We start from the raw sequence: 13,445 nt of genomic DNA, 5'->3' as shown, positions 1-13,445 counted from the left end.
AATGCACTCCAACGCCCCGACCAGTGAGTGGATCCGGCGTTTCCACCCGGCGCCCGAGGCCCGGCGGCGCCTGGTCCTCCTGCCCCACGCCGGGGGCTCCGCCAGCTTCTTCTTCCCCACCTCCCGCGCGCTCTCACCGGCGGTGGACGTGCTCGCGGTCCAGTACCCGGGCCGGCAGGACAGGCGCGACGAGGCGCTGGTGGACGACCTGGAGAGGCTGGCGGACGCGGTGACCGCGGAACTGGTGCCCTGGACGGACCGGCCACTGGCGCTGTTCGGGCACAGCCTCGGGGCCCTGCTCGCCTTCGAGGTGGCCCGGCGGCTCGAGGCCAAGGGGGTCGTGCCGCACAAGGTGTTCGTCTCGGGCCGCAGGGCCCCGGCCGACCTGCGCGACGAGCGGGTGCACCTGCTCGACGACGACGCCCTCGTCAAGGCCGTGCGGGACCTGGCGGGCACCGAGCTGGAGGTCCCGGACGACGAGCTGCTCAGGCTGCTGCTGCCGCCGGTGCGCGGCGACTACAAGGCGCTGGAGACCTACACGTACCGCCCCGGTCCGCCGCTCGCGGCGCCCGTGATGGCCCTGACCGGGGACCGGGACCCGAAGGTGACCACCCGGGAGGTCGGCAAGTGGGCCGAGTACACCACCGGGGGGTTCGAGCTGCGGGTCTTCGACGGCGCCCACTTCTACCTCGTCGACAAGGCGGACGAGGTCGTGGCCCTGCTCCGGGAGCAGTGCGCCTGAGCCACGCCGCACCCGCGCGGCCGACGGCCTCTCCCGCCGCCTCGGCGCACACCCCGGTCCGCCCGGCCCACGCCGGCCGCCCATCCCCAGCCCCGAGAGGACAGACCCGTGTCCGTGCCCGATCTGCTCCAGGCCGTCATCGCCGGTGCCGAGCCCGAGGAGTTACTCTCGCTCGACCTGCCGTCCCGCTACCGGGCCGCCTACCTGCGCAAGGACGAGACCGGCATGTTCGACGGCCGGAGTGAGAAGGACGTGCGCGCGTCGCTGCACGTCGGCGAGGTCGCCATGCCGGAGCCGGCGCCCGACGAGTGCGTCGTCGCCGTCATGGCGGCCGCGATCAACTTCAACACCGTCTGGTCGGCGATCTTCGAGCCGGTGCCGACGTTCGCGTTCCTGGAGAAGCTGGGCAAGCAGGGCTGGCACGGCGGGCGGCACGACCTGCCGTACCACCAGGTCGGCTCGGACGGCTCCGGGGTGGTCGTGCGGGTCGGGTCCGGGGTGCGGAACTGGAACGTCGGCGACAGGGTCGTCATCTCGCCGTCCTACGTGGACGAGGAGGACCACGCGTCCTACGACGACGGCATGATGACGGAGACCCAGCTGGCCTGGGGGTACGAGACGAACTTCGGCTCCCTCGGGGAGTTCTGCCTCGTCAAGTCCAACCAGCTGATCAGGAAGCCCGCGCACCTCTCCTGGGAGGAGGCGGCCTCCAACACCCTGTGTGCGGCGACGGCCTACCGGATGCTCGTCGGCGACCACGGCGCGCGGATGCGGCAGGGGGACGTCGTCCTGGTCTGGGGCGGCACCGGCGGGCTCGGCTCGTACGCGGTGCAGTTCGTCAGGAACGGCGGGGGCATCCCCGTGGCGGTGGTCGGCTCCGAGGCGAAGGCGCGGCTGGCGCGCGAACAGGGCTGCGAGCACGTCGTCAACCGCTCGGAGCTGGACCTGCCGGAGGGCGGCTTCCGGCATCCCGGGGCGGGACGGGTGCTCGGCGCGGCGATCCGGTCACTGGTCGGCGAAGACCCCAGGATCGTCTTCGAGTACCTCGGCGCGGAGACGTTCGGCACCTCCGTGTACGTGGCGGCGCGCGGCGGAAAGGTCGTCACCTGCGGCTCGTCCACGGGCTACCGGCACGAGTACGACAACCGGTACCTGTGGATGCGGCTGAAGCAGATCATCGGCTCGCACGGCTTCAACTACCACGAGGCGGTCGAGACGAACCGGCTGATCGCCCGGGGCATGATCCACCCGACCGTCTCGGCGGTCTACCCCCTCGCCGAGGCCGCGGAGGCGACCCGCGCCGTTCAGACCAACCAGCACATCGGCAAGGTGGCGGTGCTGTGCGCGGCCCCCACGGAACACCTGGGCATCGAGGACCCGGCCCGCCGCGCCCGTATCGGCGAACACCGACTCAACCTCTACCGAGGGTAGTCCGGCAGCCCGCCCGGTCGGCCGCGAGGCCCGGCCGGGCAGGGCCTCACACCCGCACGGGCACGTGCTTGCGGCCCCACGCCCCGAGCGGCTTGAGCGCCTCGTTGAGCGCGAGCCCGGGTGGCGTCAACGAGTACTCCACACGCATGGGCGTCACGTCGTGGATCTCCCGGTGCACGATGCCGTCCGCCTCCAGTTCGCGCAGATGCTGGACGAGGACCTTCTCGCTGACGTCCGGAATGGCACGCTTCAACTCACCGAAACGGCGGTGCTGCTCGGAGAGCGCCCACAGGATGACGACTTTCCACTTGCCGCTGATGACTTCCATCGCAGCATCGAGACCGCAGTGCGTCGGTCTGGTCCGCACGCTCACGATTCCACCCCCGCCGTTTTCACGAGCATCTCTTTCCCCGTCCGTGTGTCACGGCGCCATGCTAATCAGTGGCGAAGGTGGCGGCATAGCCCGGTTATCGGCCAACCGAGCAGGAATTATGCCATGGCGCGCACAGGGCCGGTGCTCAGCTGCGATGCAGGAAGAACGCTTCCGCCCGGGCTTTCGGAGGCCGACCGGAGCGGATTTCCGGGAAAGCCGGGTGCGCACTTCGCGGTAAGTACTTGAGGAGGAATCGGGCCCCGGGTTAGGTTGCCGGGAAATTCATGGGCGAGGGTCATCGTGCGGGTGGTACCCGGATCGTGTCCGCCCGTATTCCGATATGTGCCGGGGAGTGAGATCGTGGTGCCCGAGAACGAGCGTGCGCCCGTGACGGTGATCGGCCTGGGGATGATGGGGGCGGCACTCGCCGGCGCCTTCCTGGGGGCCGGGCATCCGACGACGGTGTGGAACCGCTCCGCGGACAAGGCCGACGCGCTCGTGGCGCAGGGCGCGACCCGCGCCGCGGACGTCGCCGAGGCGGTGGCGGCCTCCGACATCCTGGTGGTCTGCCTCGTCGACTACGAGGCCGCGCACGCCGTCCTCGACCCGGTGAGCGACGCCCTCGCGGGCAAGGTCATCGTCAACCTCACCTCCGGCCTGCCCGAGGACGCCCGCGGGGCGGCCACGTGGGCCGAGGGCGTCGGCGCCCAGTACCTGGACGGCTGCATCATGACGGTGCCGCCGGCCGTCGGCCTGCCGCAGACGCTGCTGTTCTACGGCGGGTCCAAGGGCACCTTCGACGCCCATGTGGACACCCTGAAGGTGCTCGGCGGCAACAGTGTCTACCTCGGCCCGGACGCCGGCATCGCCGCGCTGTACGACCTGGCCCTGCTCGGCATTCTCTGGTCCACGCTGACCAGCGCCCTGCACGGCTTCGCGCTGGTCGGCAGCGAGAAGGTGCCGGCGGCGGCGCTGCTGCCGTTCGCCGAGGCGTGGATCACGCACGTCGCGCTGCCCAGCATCAAGGGCGCGGCCCAGCAGGTGGACGCCGGTGAGTTCGGCACCAACATCTCCACCGTCGGCCTGAACGCCGTCGGCCTCGCCAAGATGGTCAAGGCCAGCGAGGCCCAGGGCATCCGGCCCGACCTCATGGTGCCGATCAGGGACCTCATGCGGCAGCGGGTCGCCGACGGACACGGCGCCGACGCGCTCGCCAGCCTGATCGAGGTCATCCGCAACCCCGGGTAGCCGGCGCACCTGCGCTGAGGGCACCTCGGCCCGCCCCTTCGGGTCGCCACCGGCCCGAACGGGGCGGTTTCCGCTGTGGCCGCGGGGCCCGGCCCATGGCCGGTAATCAGCCAGGCCCGTGACTCCATCTCGTCTCTTGAGACTTAAATTACTAGCCAGTACAGTCGGGCGGACCCGGCACGCCCCCGTCGGCCGGTGCCCCTGGGGGCCGGCGTGTCCGCCCCGTGCGTCGAGAGAGAGGTTTGTCATGTCCTCGCCAGATCGTCCGGTTCTTCCCACCGTGTTCATGGACGACCGGGCACTCGGCGAGTTCCTGACCGCAGCCATCTGCGAGTACCGGCTGATCACCGAGGACACGCCGCTGCCCTGTTTCGCGCTGGTCATGGGGACCTCGCAGCCGGACACGGTGCATATCCGGCGGGTGGCCTTCGCCCGCAACGCACGCGCCTACGATCCGGCGGCCCGCCGGGAGTTCGCCGAGTCGATCGTGCCGACCTTCGGCCGCGCCTACGAGAACGAGACCCGGGGCTGGTGGATCGACTCCGGTGACCTGCTGCGGTTATGGCGCGAGGCCGAGGCCGAGGGGATGGACATCGTGGGCTCCATTCACATGCACCCCGACTGGCACCGGCTGGGTCCGCCCCGGGAACGCACGGTGGTGCTGAACGAGCGCCCCACCCCGATGGACCGTCACCTCTACCGCAACACGGCCTGGCCGATCAACGTCATCTGCTATCTGGAGCGGCGCGCCGGGGACTTTTACCACACCCTGGCGGCATGGGCGCCCCCGCCCCTCGACCGGCCGGACGCCGACTGTGCCGAACTGCCCATCCGCATCCGCACCACCGACCGGGTGGGCGTGAGCGTGAAAGCCGGAGGTAAGCGATGACCACGCACGACGAACAGATCCGCGCCCTGTGGGACACGATGGCGGACGCCTGGGCCGAGGGCGACGCCGCGCGCTTCGGCACGGCCTTCGCCCCGGACTGCGACTTCACCACGGTACGCGGCGACCGATCGGCCGGCCGCGCCGGAATCGTGGCGCGGCACGACCACCTCTTCCGCACCGCCTACCGGTCCACCCGGCTCCGGGTGCGCATCGACGGCATCCGCTGTCCGGCGGCCGACCTGGCCGTCGTCCATGCCGGGTCCACCATCACCACGGCCGACGGAGCCGCGCTCGCCGACACCGACGCCCTCGCCCTGGTCCAGCGGGACCCGCAGGACGGGCAGTGGCGTATCGCGGCCTTCCACAACATGGTCCCGGCGACCGGTGCGACCGGTGCGACTGGTGCGACTGGTGCGACTGGTGCGACCGACCGGCCGGCCGAGGACGACGCCTCGCAGGAGGCGGCGCCCCCCTCCCGCCTGCGCCATCTGGCGATCGTCGTCCGCGACCCCGGCGGTCTCGCGGCGTTCTACCGGGACGTGTTCGGCATGGAGGTGTTCCACCGGGACCCCGACGGCAGCCACTTCCTCAGCGACGGATACCTCACGCTGGCCCTCATCCAGCACCGGCTCGACGGCGAGACGCCCCTGGGCATGAACCACTTCGGCTTCCACATCGCCGACACGGACGCCGTGACGGCCCTGCTGGTCGCCCGCGGCCTGCCGAAGCCGGCGGAGCGCTCCACCGGCCGACCGTTCGCGGAGTACCGCGCCATGGACCCCGAGGGCAACTGGTTCGACCTCTCCGAGCACGGCTTCGGCGGCCCGGCCCCCCGCCCGACGGCATAGGGCCGGCCCCGGCCCACCCGGCGGCCGGGGGAACCGCGCGACCGGCCACGACGGGACCGTCAGGTCGTCACCGGCCCGCAGGGGCGGTCTCCGCCGTCGCCCGACCACCGGGCCGGTGGGTGGTTGCTCGCGCAGTTCCCCGCGCCCCTTTGAGGCGGGGCCGCGCCCCGGCCTGCCCAGGGGCGGCAGCCCCGCGGCGTCAGGACGGCAAGTCCGCCCGGGCGGCGGCCTCCAGCACCGTGCGCCGCTGAGCGGCCGTCAGCCCGCCCGCGGCCACGCGGGCGTCCGCGACGCGGGTGACCGCGGCCACCAGGCCGCCCCGGTCCCGGAAGGGACCGAGATCCCAGACCTCGTCGAGGAACGTGCGCCCGTCCGCACCAGGACGGTTCTCCACCCCCGTGCCCGTCGCACCGAACACGATCTCCGGCTCGGCCCGCTTGAAGTACATGTGGTACGGCTCGGTCGTGTCGACGTAGAACGGCGCCAGCGTCAGCCCGCCCACGGTGAAGGTCATGGGTGAGCCGGCCGGCCGGAAGACCTTGCCCAGGTCGCGGCTGAGCGGGTAGTCCCGGTACAGCGTCAGGCTGCGGTAGGACGTCTCCGAGCTGCGGATCACCAGCGGCACGGGCCCGTACGCGACGCCCTGGGTGGCCGGGTCGTCCAGGGCGCGCTCGATGCGCAGGGTGAACGGGGCCGCGATCTCCACCCGGTCCCCGTCCCGCCAGCGCCGCCGCAGCGAGACGTACCGGCCGGGCGTGGCGTCCACCCGCTGCGGCACGCCGTTGAGCCGGACGGTGAAGCCCCGCTCCGCCCAGTACGGCACCCGCAGCCTGAGGTCCAGGTCCCCGCTGCCGGTGACGGTGAGCGTGCTGGTGCCGGACGGGTCGGTCGGGTACCGCGTGTCCTGGGTGACCGTCAGGCCCCGCTCCGGCCAGTGCAGGGTGGACGGCAGGTAGAGGTTCACATAGAGGGCCGAGCCGTCCGTGCTGCTGAAGTAGATCGAGTCCTGGAACTTCGCGTGGGTCTCCAGGCCGGTGCCGCCGCAGCAGGTGCCCAGGTTGCCGTACGAGCGGTGCGCGCCGGGGTTCACCGGCACGAAGTACGTCAGGAGCGGGTCGGTGTCACTGGAGGTGTTCCGCCGCGAGGCGAGGATCTGGCCGTACAGGGCCCGCTCGTAGTACTGCATGTACTTGGGGTCCGCGGTGTGGAAGAACAGGCTCCGGCTGAGCTTGAGCATGTTGTAGACGCAGCAGGTCTCCGCGTTGTCCTTCTGGATGGTCCTGGCGATGACGTCCCGCGCGCCGAAGATCTCCCCGGACCCGGCCATGCCGCCGTCCAGGTAGGTGCGGTGCGGCACCACCATGTCCCAGAAGTTCTTCGCGGCCGTGAAGTACTTCTCGTCCCCGGTCTGCTCGTAGATCTCCAGGTAGCCCTGGTACTGGGGGATGTGCTGGTTGGCGTGCTCGCCGTCGAGCGTGTCCTCGTTCGCGACGGCGGCCTCGAACAGGTAGGTGTTGTCGAAGCACTCCGCCGTCGTCAGGTACTTCTCGTCGCCGGTGAGCGCGTACAGGTCGGCCATGACCACCGGCATCGCGTTGTACTCGCCCGCGATGTAGATCTTCCACATCCGGTCGAGCTGGGTCCTGGGCAGGTGGCCGAGCCTGCTGTACGCCCAGTCGCCCATGCCGAGCACGATGTGCAGGGCCTTCTCGTTGCCGGTGTGCTCGTAGGCGTCGAGCAGCCCCCGCATGATCATGTGGCAGGTGTACCAGGGCGCCCAGATCGTCGGATAGGTCGCGTACTGCTCCAGCTTGACGAACTGCGTCTCCGGGTACGCCGCCAGGTAGCCGGCGTGGCTCGGCGCGGCCGGGTCGTCCGTGCCGACGAGCGCGGCGAGCGCGTCCTGGCACTCGCCGAGCGCGGTGACCATGTAGTCGGCCTTCTCCTTGTACGCCTGCTCGCCGGTGCCGGCGTGGGCGAGGCAGAGGGCGCTCAGGAAGTGCCCGGCGTAGTGGCCTCTGAGGTTGCCGTCCGCGGTCTCCCAGCCGCCGGGCGGCTGCGCGCCGTGCGTGTCGAGCCCCGCGTTGGTGCGGAAGACCGCCAGCATCCGGTCGGCGGAGTAGGCGCCGAGGAAGTTCAGCACCCGGTCGCGGTTGGCCGTGAACAGGCTGGGCGCGAGCGCCACTCGGGTGTTGTCGAACGGCCTGACCACCCAGGACTCGGGGACGGGCGGGGCGGCGCCCGCGGCCGCGCCCAAGACGGCACCCGCCCCGGCCGCCCCGGCCTCCGCCGGTGTCGCCGCCCCGGCCGCCGCCGGGAACATCGTCTGGAACGCCGGGATCGCGGTGGCCAGCGCGGTCAGCCGCAGCGCGGCGCGGCGCGAGAACCGTGCGGACCGCGAAGAGCGCGGAGTGCGTGAGGAGGGCTCAGAGGGTGAAGTGGGCTCAGAGGGCGCAGTGGGCCAGGAATCGGGCATGGTGATCTCCTCTGTGACGACGGAAGGCCGCGGTGGCCCGGACCGGCTCGGCCCGGCGTGGCGGGGGACGGGCCGCGGGGCGGGCGGTGCGTGTGCTGCCCGCCGGATCCCCGGTCGGGGCGGCGGGAGCGTGGCGTTCCGGCGAGTGCGTGCGGGGCGGGTACGGACGGGTGCGGGCGGGTCCGCGCAGGTACCCGCCGCACCGGTGGCGGCCCCTGGGTTCGGAAGCCCCCACAACGTTCGGTATTTCGACACACGTTCGAGATGCTGAGTGACAGTATGTGGGCGGTTTCCGGGGTGTCAATGGGAACGGAACCGGCGCCCCGGCGCGCCGGAAGGTCGCGCACGGTGTTCGTCCTGACGAACGACTTCGTACGGTATAGGGAACGCTACGGCCTGCGTACGACACCGCTCCCATCACGGCCTCGCGGCGCGCCGCCCGAGCGGCCTTAACGTCCCCGACCCGCCCGGGTAACAGGATGCGGCCAGGCTTTCTGCCGAACCTCCACCGCGCGGGCACGACCCGGACGACATCCGGAAGAGCGCACGGCAAACTCCCGATGGCGTGACCATTGACACGCCTCCGGAGCGGTCCTAGCCTCGCCGTGTTCGATCTACGGAACGGATGGTTCGTTTCCGTGTACCGCACTGAGAGGCTGATCCCGTATGGCCGAACGACGATCCGGGGAGCGGCCCGCGATACCGGCGGACACGACCGTGCGAGCACGGCGACGCGGACGCGTGCGGCGGCGCGCCGGGAGCGCGGGGGCCGCCGCGGCGGCGGCACTGCTGCTCGCGTCCTGTTCCACCCCGGGCTCCTCCGGATCCGACGCCTCCCCGAACACCCTGGTCGTCTCCACCCCCACCGAGCCCGACAGCCTCGACCCGACGCTGGCCAACACCTTCGCCGCGCGGCTGGTCTTCACCAGCTTCTGCGAGAAGCTCTACGACGTCGACGCCAAGCTCAGGATCGTCCCCCAGCTGGCCGCCGCCCTTCCCAGGGTCTCCAAGGACGGCAGGACGATGGACATCACCGTGCGCAAGGGCGTGCGGTTCAACGACGGCACCCCGCTCACCGCCGCCGCCGTCAAGACCACGCTCGACCGCGACCTCACCATGAAGGCGTCCGCACGCGCCGGTGAGCTGTCCGCGGTCTCCCGGGTCCAGGTCCGGGGCCCGCTGACGGTGCGTCTGGTGCTCAAGCACCCCTCGGCGCCGCTGCTCGCCCAGCTCGCCGACCGGTCGGGACTGGTGATGTCGCCGACGGCCCTGAAGAAGCTCGGCGACGACTTCGGCACGGCACCGGTGTGCGTGGGCCCGTTCAAGTTCCAGGACCGGGTCTCCGGCAACGAGATGGACTTCGTGAAGTCCCCGCTCTACTACGACGCCGACAAGGTCAGGCTCGACGGCATCCGGTACAAGTTCATCACCAACTCGTCCGTGGCCACCGCCAACCTGGAGTCGGGGGACGTCGACGCGGCCGAGCACATCGACGCCAACGACGCCATCACCCTCAAGGGGGAGTCCGGCACCCGGGTGCTGCACTCCGACACCATCGCCTACCAGTCGATCTCCATCAACGTCCGCAAGAACGCCGGCACCGCGCTGAGCCGCTCCGCCGACCTGCGCAAGGCGTTCGAGATGAGCATCGACCGCAAGGCCCTCAACACCGCGGTCTGGAAGTCCCAGAACGTGCCCGACTGCGGGCCGCTGCCCGCGCAGAGCCCGCTGCGCACCAAGCCGGTGTGCACGCCCTTCGACCCGGAGGCCGCCCGGGCCCTGGTGAGGAAGTCCGGCATCAAGTCCCCCGCCGTGGAGCTGATGGTCCCCACCGGGGCCGCGACCCAGCGCGAGGCGCAGGTCGTCCAGTCGATGGCGCAGGACGTCGGGTTCAAGGTCTCGGTGCGGCCCATCGACCTGGTCTCCGGGCTCGACCTCGCCCGCAACGGCAAGTTCGACGCGTTCCTGGAGGGGTGGTCCGGCCGGGTCGATCCGGACGGCGACACCAACGACATCATCACCACCGGAGGCTCCAACAACTTCTCCGGCTACTCCGACAAGACCGTCGACTCGCTGGTCGCACGCGCCGCGGGCACCAGCGACAACCGGCAGAGGGCGCGCTACTACGCCCAGGCGGTCGAGCGGGTCGGCGAGGCGCGGCCGCTGCTGTACCTGTACCACAACCGCTGGTTCCTCGGGACGACCACCAAGCTGCACGGCGTCGTCTACCAGCCGGACGGCCTGCCCCGCTTCAAGACGGCGTACCTCTCGCGGTGAGTCCAGTGAGTCTCGTGAGCCCGGTGAGTCCTGTGAGTCCCGTGAGCCCGGTGAGTCTCGTGAGCCCGGTGAGTCCCGTGAGCCCGGTGAGTTCCATGAGCCCGCCGCCCGCCCCGCGGCCCCCGTACCCCGCCCCGCCGGACGGTCGCCCCGTACCGGCCGCCCGTACCGGCCGGACCGCCCGGCCCAACCGTCCCCGGAAGATCCGGCAGGTCTCATGATTTGGTTCCTACTCCGACGCACGGGCACCGCGGTGGTGACGCTCTTCCTCGCCAGCATCGCCGTGTTCCTGGGGGTGCGCGCGCTGCCCGGCGACCCGGCCACCGTGCTGGCCGGCGAGAGCCCCACGCCCGAGGCGGTGGCGGCGATCAGGCAGCAGTTCGGCCTGGACCAGCCGCTGCCCGTGCAGTACGTCCACTACGTCACCCAGGCCCTCCAGGGCAACCTCGGCTCCTCGACACAGGACAAGGCGCCCGTCACGCACATCCTCGCCGAGCGTCTGCCGGTGACGCTGGAACTGACGGTGCTCGCGATGCTCGTCGGCATCGTCGTCGGAATGCTCGCCGGCATCGTCGCGGCCGTGCGCCGCGGCACCGCCCTGGACTACGCGGCCAACGCCTTCGGCCTCTTCGGCCTGTCCATCCCGCACTTCTGGCTCGGGCTGCTCGGCATCGTCGTCTTCTCCGTGCACTGGCACGTCCTGCCGGCCTCCGGGTTCGTCGGGTTCGCGGACGACCCCGCCGGCAACGTCGAGCGCATGATCATGCCGGTGCTCGTGCTGGGCCTCGGGCTGGCCGCGGTGATCATGCGGCAGACCCGGTCGTCGCTGCTCGGCCAGCTCTCCGCCGACTATGTGCGCACCGCGCGCTCCAAGGGCGTCAGCGGCGTCCGGCAGCTCGGGCACGCGCTCCGCAACAGCCTCACCACCGTCACCACCGTGGTCGGGCTCCAGCTCGCCGGGCTGATCAGCGGCGCCGTCATCACCGAGCAGATCTTCGTCATCCCGGGCTTCGGCAAGCTCATCGTGGACGGCGTCTCGTCCCGCAACTACCCGGTGATCCAGGGCGCGGTCCTCGTCACCGTCACCGGCTATGTGCTCGTCAACCTGCTGGTGGACGTCGCCTACGCCTATCTCGATCCCCGACTGCGCACGGCTGGAGCAGCGGAATGAAGAACGCGGACGCCTCCCTGGAGGGCGTGGCCCCGGCCGGCGGACCGCCGGCCGCGCAGGACCCGGGCGCCGAGGCACCGGCGGCCGTGCCGCAGTGGCGGCGCACCGTCCGGCGGCTGCTGCGGCGGAAGATGGCGGTGGCCGGCGCGGTCCTCGTCGTGCTGTTCCTGCTGCTCGCCCTGGTCGGCCCGCTGGTCACCGGCAGCCAGACCAGGCTCGGCCTCACCCATCTCCTCGCCGGGCCCTCGGGCGCCCACCCGCTCGGCACCGACGACCTCGGGCGCGACGTGCTCGCCCGGATCACCGGCGGCGCCCGGGTGTCGCTGCTCGCGGGTGTCGTCTCGACGGCGCTCGCGCTGGTGGTGGGCATCCCGCTCGGCCTCGCCGCCGGCTACTACCGCGGCTGGACGGACTCCGTCCTGATGCGCCTCACCGACCTGGTGCTCTCCTTCCCCTACCTGGTCTTCGCGGTGGGCATGGCGGCCATCCTCGGCCCCTCGCTGCGGAACGTGATCATCGCGCTGGCGGTGGCCGAGGTGCCCTCGGTGGTGCGGATCGTGCGCGGCGAGACGCTGGTGCTGCGGGGCCAGGACTTCGTGGCGGCCGCCGTCGCGGACGGCGCGCGGGACGCCGCCATCATGTGGCGGGCGATCCTGCCGAACATGACCAACACGCTGATAGTGAAGGCCACCGTGGCCATCCCGGCCGGCATCCTCGGCGAGGCCGCGCTCAGCTTCCTCGGGCTCGGCGTCCAGCCGCCGCAGGCGTCCTGGGGCGTGATGCTCACCAGCGCCCAGCAGTTCCTGTCCCAGGACCCGCTGCTCGCGGTCTTCCCCGGCGTCGCCATCGCCCTCACCACGCTCGGTTTCAACCTGCTCGGCGACGGGCTGCGCGACGTGCTCGATCCCAGGGAGCTGATGTGAGTCCTTCCCTCCGCCCCGTCCTCCAGGTATCCGGTCTGCGCGTCACGTACCAGACCGAGGACGGCCCCGTGTTCGCCGCCAAGGACGTCTCGTTCACCCTCGGGCGCGGCGAGATCCTGGCGCTCGTCGGCGAGTCCGGCTGCGGCAAGACCGCCACCGCCATGGCGATACCCCGGCTGCTCGACACCTCCCGGGCCGGCATCGGCGGCTCCGTGCTGCTCGACGGGGTCGAGCTGACCGGGCTCTCCGAGAAGCGCATGCGGCAGGTGCGCGGCAAGGACATCTCCGTCGTCTTCCAGGAGCCGATGACCTCGCTCAACCCGGCCTTCACGGTGGGCCGGCAGATCGCCGAGGTGATCCGGCAGCACACCACGCTCACCCGGCGGCAGGTGCGCGAGCGGGTCGTGGAGCTGCTCGACCTCGTCGGCGTCCCCGACGCCCGCCGCCGCGCCGGCTCCTACCCGCACGAGCTGTCCGGCGGCATGCGGCAGCGCGTGATGATCGCCACGGCGGTGGCCTGCGACCCGAAGGTGCTGATCGCCGACGAGCCCACCACCGCGCTGGACGTCACCATCCAGGCGGGCGTGCTCGACGTCATCCGCGACCTGCGTGAGCAGCTCGGCACCGCCGTCATCCTGATCACCCACGACCTGGGCGTGGTCGCGGAGATCGCCGACCGTGTCGTGGTGATGTACGCCGGGCGGCACGTCGAGCACTCGCCCACCGCCGCCGTCTTCGACCAGCCCCAGCACCCGTACACCATCGGCCTGCTGGAGGCCCTGCCCGCCCGGGCCGCGCTGCGCGGCGGACGGCGCCGGCTCACCGAGATACCCGGGCTCGTGCCGTCGCCCGCGTCCGACCCCGACGCGTGCCAGTTCGCCCCCCGCTGCCCCCGGGCCACCGGCGACTGCACGACGGCCCGCCCCGCCCTGAAGGCCCCGGCTTCCGCCGCGGACCACCTGGTGGCGTGCTACCACCCCGGACCCCGGGGGAAGATGTGAGCGGCGGGGCGGGCTTGTGCGTGGGGGTGGCCCCGGCTGACCTGAGGGGCGCGGGGAGCTGCGCGC

11 protein-coding genes are annotated in these 13,445 nt (G+C 71.7%); 9 read left to right on the top strand and 2 right to left on the bottom strand.

The window, feature by feature from the left end; all coding sequences use genetic code 11:
• The first annotated feature begins 1 nt into the window (after position 1).
• On the top strand, positions 2 to 742 hold the full coding sequence (locus ACSMXW_RS12610) for a thioesterase II family protein (RefSeq protein ID WP_485806177.1): 741 nt from the start codon (positions 2 to 4) through the stop codon (positions 740 to 742).
• A 114-nt stretch (positions 743 to 856) separates the two neighbouring features.
• Positions 857 to 2,173, top strand: coding sequence for a crotonyl-CoA carboxylase/reductase (ccrA, locus tag ACSMXW_RS12605; RefSeq protein ID WP_485807982.1), 1,317 nt, complete (start codon positions 857 to 859; stop codon positions 2,171 to 2,173).
• A 46-nt stretch (positions 2,174 to 2,219) separates the two neighbouring features.
• Here the strand turns inward: ccrA and ACSMXW_RS12600 are convergent, their stop codons facing one another.
• Positions 2,220 to 2,501 carry a winged helix-turn-helix transcriptional regulator gene (locus tag ACSMXW_RS12600; protein ID WP_485806175.1) on the bottom strand — a complete coding sequence of 94 codons (282 nt, stop codon included), beginning with the start codon at positions 2,499 to 2,501 and terminating at the stop codon, positions 2,220 to 2,222.
• A 405-nt stretch (positions 2,502 to 2,906) separates the two neighbouring features.
• Between ACSMXW_RS12600 and ACSMXW_RS12595 the strand changes: the two genes are divergently transcribed.
• From ACSMXW_RS12595 to ACSMXW_RS12585, 3 genes are all read left to right on the top strand, one after another.
• Positions 2,907 to 3,794 (top strand): NAD(P)-dependent oxidoreductase, encoded by an 888-nt coding sequence (locus tag ACSMXW_RS12595; protein ID WP_485806174.1) that lies wholly within the window; start codon positions 2,907 to 2,909, stop codon positions 3,792 to 3,794.
• 286 nt (positions 3,795 to 4,080) lie between these two features.
• Positions 4,081 to 4,683, top strand: coding sequence for an MPN domain-containing protein (locus ACSMXW_RS12590; RefSeq protein WP_485806172.1), 603 nt, complete (start codon positions 4,081 to 4,083; stop codon positions 4,681 to 4,683).
• On the top strand, positions 4,680 to 5,531 hold the full coding sequence (locus ACSMXW_RS12585; protein WP_485806170.1) for an SgcJ/EcaC family oxidoreductase: 852 nt from the start codon (positions 4,680 to 4,682) through the stop codon (positions 5,529 to 5,531). Before ACSMXW_RS12590 ends, ACSMXW_RS12585 begins: the two co-directional genes overlap by 4 nt.
• Positions 5,532 to 5,730: 199 nt before the next feature.
• On the opposite strand, the gene ACSMXW_RS12580 is transcribed toward ACSMXW_RS12585, so the two are convergent.
• Positions 5,731 to 8,007: a beta-L-arabinofuranosidase domain-containing protein gene (locus tag ACSMXW_RS12580; protein ID WP_485806169.1), complete on the bottom strand. Its 2,277-nt coding sequence runs from the start codon at positions 8,005 to 8,007 to the stop codon at positions 5,731 to 5,733.
• 666 nt (positions 8,008 to 8,673) lie between these two features.
• On the opposite strand from ACSMXW_RS12580, the gene ACSMXW_RS12575 reads away from it, so the two are divergent.
• The 4 genes from ACSMXW_RS12575 to ACSMXW_RS12560 all read left to right on the top strand — a co-directional run bounded on the left by ACSMXW_RS12575 (position 8,674) and on the right by ACSMXW_RS12560 (position 13,379).
• The gene (locus ACSMXW_RS12575) at positions 8,674 to 10,284 is read left to right on the top strand and encodes an ABC transporter substrate-binding protein (RefSeq protein ID WP_485806167.1); all 1,611 of its coding nucleotides are present in this window, start codon (positions 8,674 to 8,676) and stop codon (positions 10,282 to 10,284) included.
• Between the two features lie 217 nt (positions 10,285 to 10,501).
• On the top strand, positions 10,502 to 11,455 hold the full coding sequence (locus ACSMXW_RS12570) for an ABC transporter permease (protein WP_485806166.1): 954 nt from the start codon (positions 10,502 to 10,504) through the stop codon (positions 11,453 to 11,455).
• Positions 11,452 to 12,378 (top strand): ABC transporter permease, encoded by a 927-nt coding sequence (locus ACSMXW_RS12565; RefSeq protein WP_485806164.1) that lies wholly within the window; start codon positions 11,452 to 11,454, stop codon positions 12,376 to 12,378. The genes ACSMXW_RS12570 and ACSMXW_RS12565 overlap by 4 nt, the downstream gene beginning before the upstream one ends.
• Complete coding sequence (locus ACSMXW_RS12560; protein WP_485806163.1) at positions 12,375 to 13,379, top strand: ABC transporter ATP-binding protein; 1,005 nt, start codon at positions 12,375 to 12,377, stop codon at positions 13,377 to 13,379. The genes ACSMXW_RS12565 and ACSMXW_RS12560 overlap by 4 nt, the downstream gene beginning before the upstream one ends.
• The last annotated feature ends 66 nt before the right edge of the window (positions 13,380 to 13,445 follow it).

This window comes from Streptomyces sp. DSM 116793, from assembly GCF_057320905.1.
This window is presented reverse-complemented; position numbering and strand designations above follow the sequence as displayed.

Coding starts and splice junctions, on each gene's coding strand:
- ACSMXW_RS12610 (WP_485806177.1), top strand. CDS start 2: ATGCACTCCAACGCCCCGACCAGTGAGTGGATCCGGCGTTTCCACCCG.
- ACSMXW_RS12600 (WP_485806175.1), bottom strand. CDS start 2,501: ATGGAAGTCATCAGCGGCAAGTGGAAAGTCGTCATCCTGTGGGCGCTC.
- ACSMXW_RS12590 (WP_485806172.1), top strand. CDS start 4,081: ATGGACGACCGGGCACTCGGCGAGTTCCTGACCGCAGCCATCTGCGAG.
- ACSMXW_RS12585 (WP_485806170.1), top strand. CDS start 4,680: ATGACCACGCACGACGAACAGATCCGCGCCCTGTGGGACACGATGGCG.
- ACSMXW_RS12580 (WP_485806169.1), bottom strand. CDS start 8,007: ATGCCCGATTCCTGGCCCACTGCGCCCTCTGAGCCCACTTCACCCTCT.
- ACSMXW_RS12575 (WP_485806167.1), top strand. CDS start 8,674: ATGGCCGAACGACGATCCGGGGAGCGGCCCGCGATACCGGCGGACACG.
- ACSMXW_RS12570 (WP_485806166.1), top strand. CDS start 10,502: ATGATTTGGTTCCTACTCCGACGCACGGGCACCGCGGTGGTGACGCTC.
- ACSMXW_RS12565 (WP_485806164.1), top strand. CDS start 11,452: ATGAAGAACGCGGACGCCTCCCTGGAGGGCGTGGCCCCGGCCGGCGGA.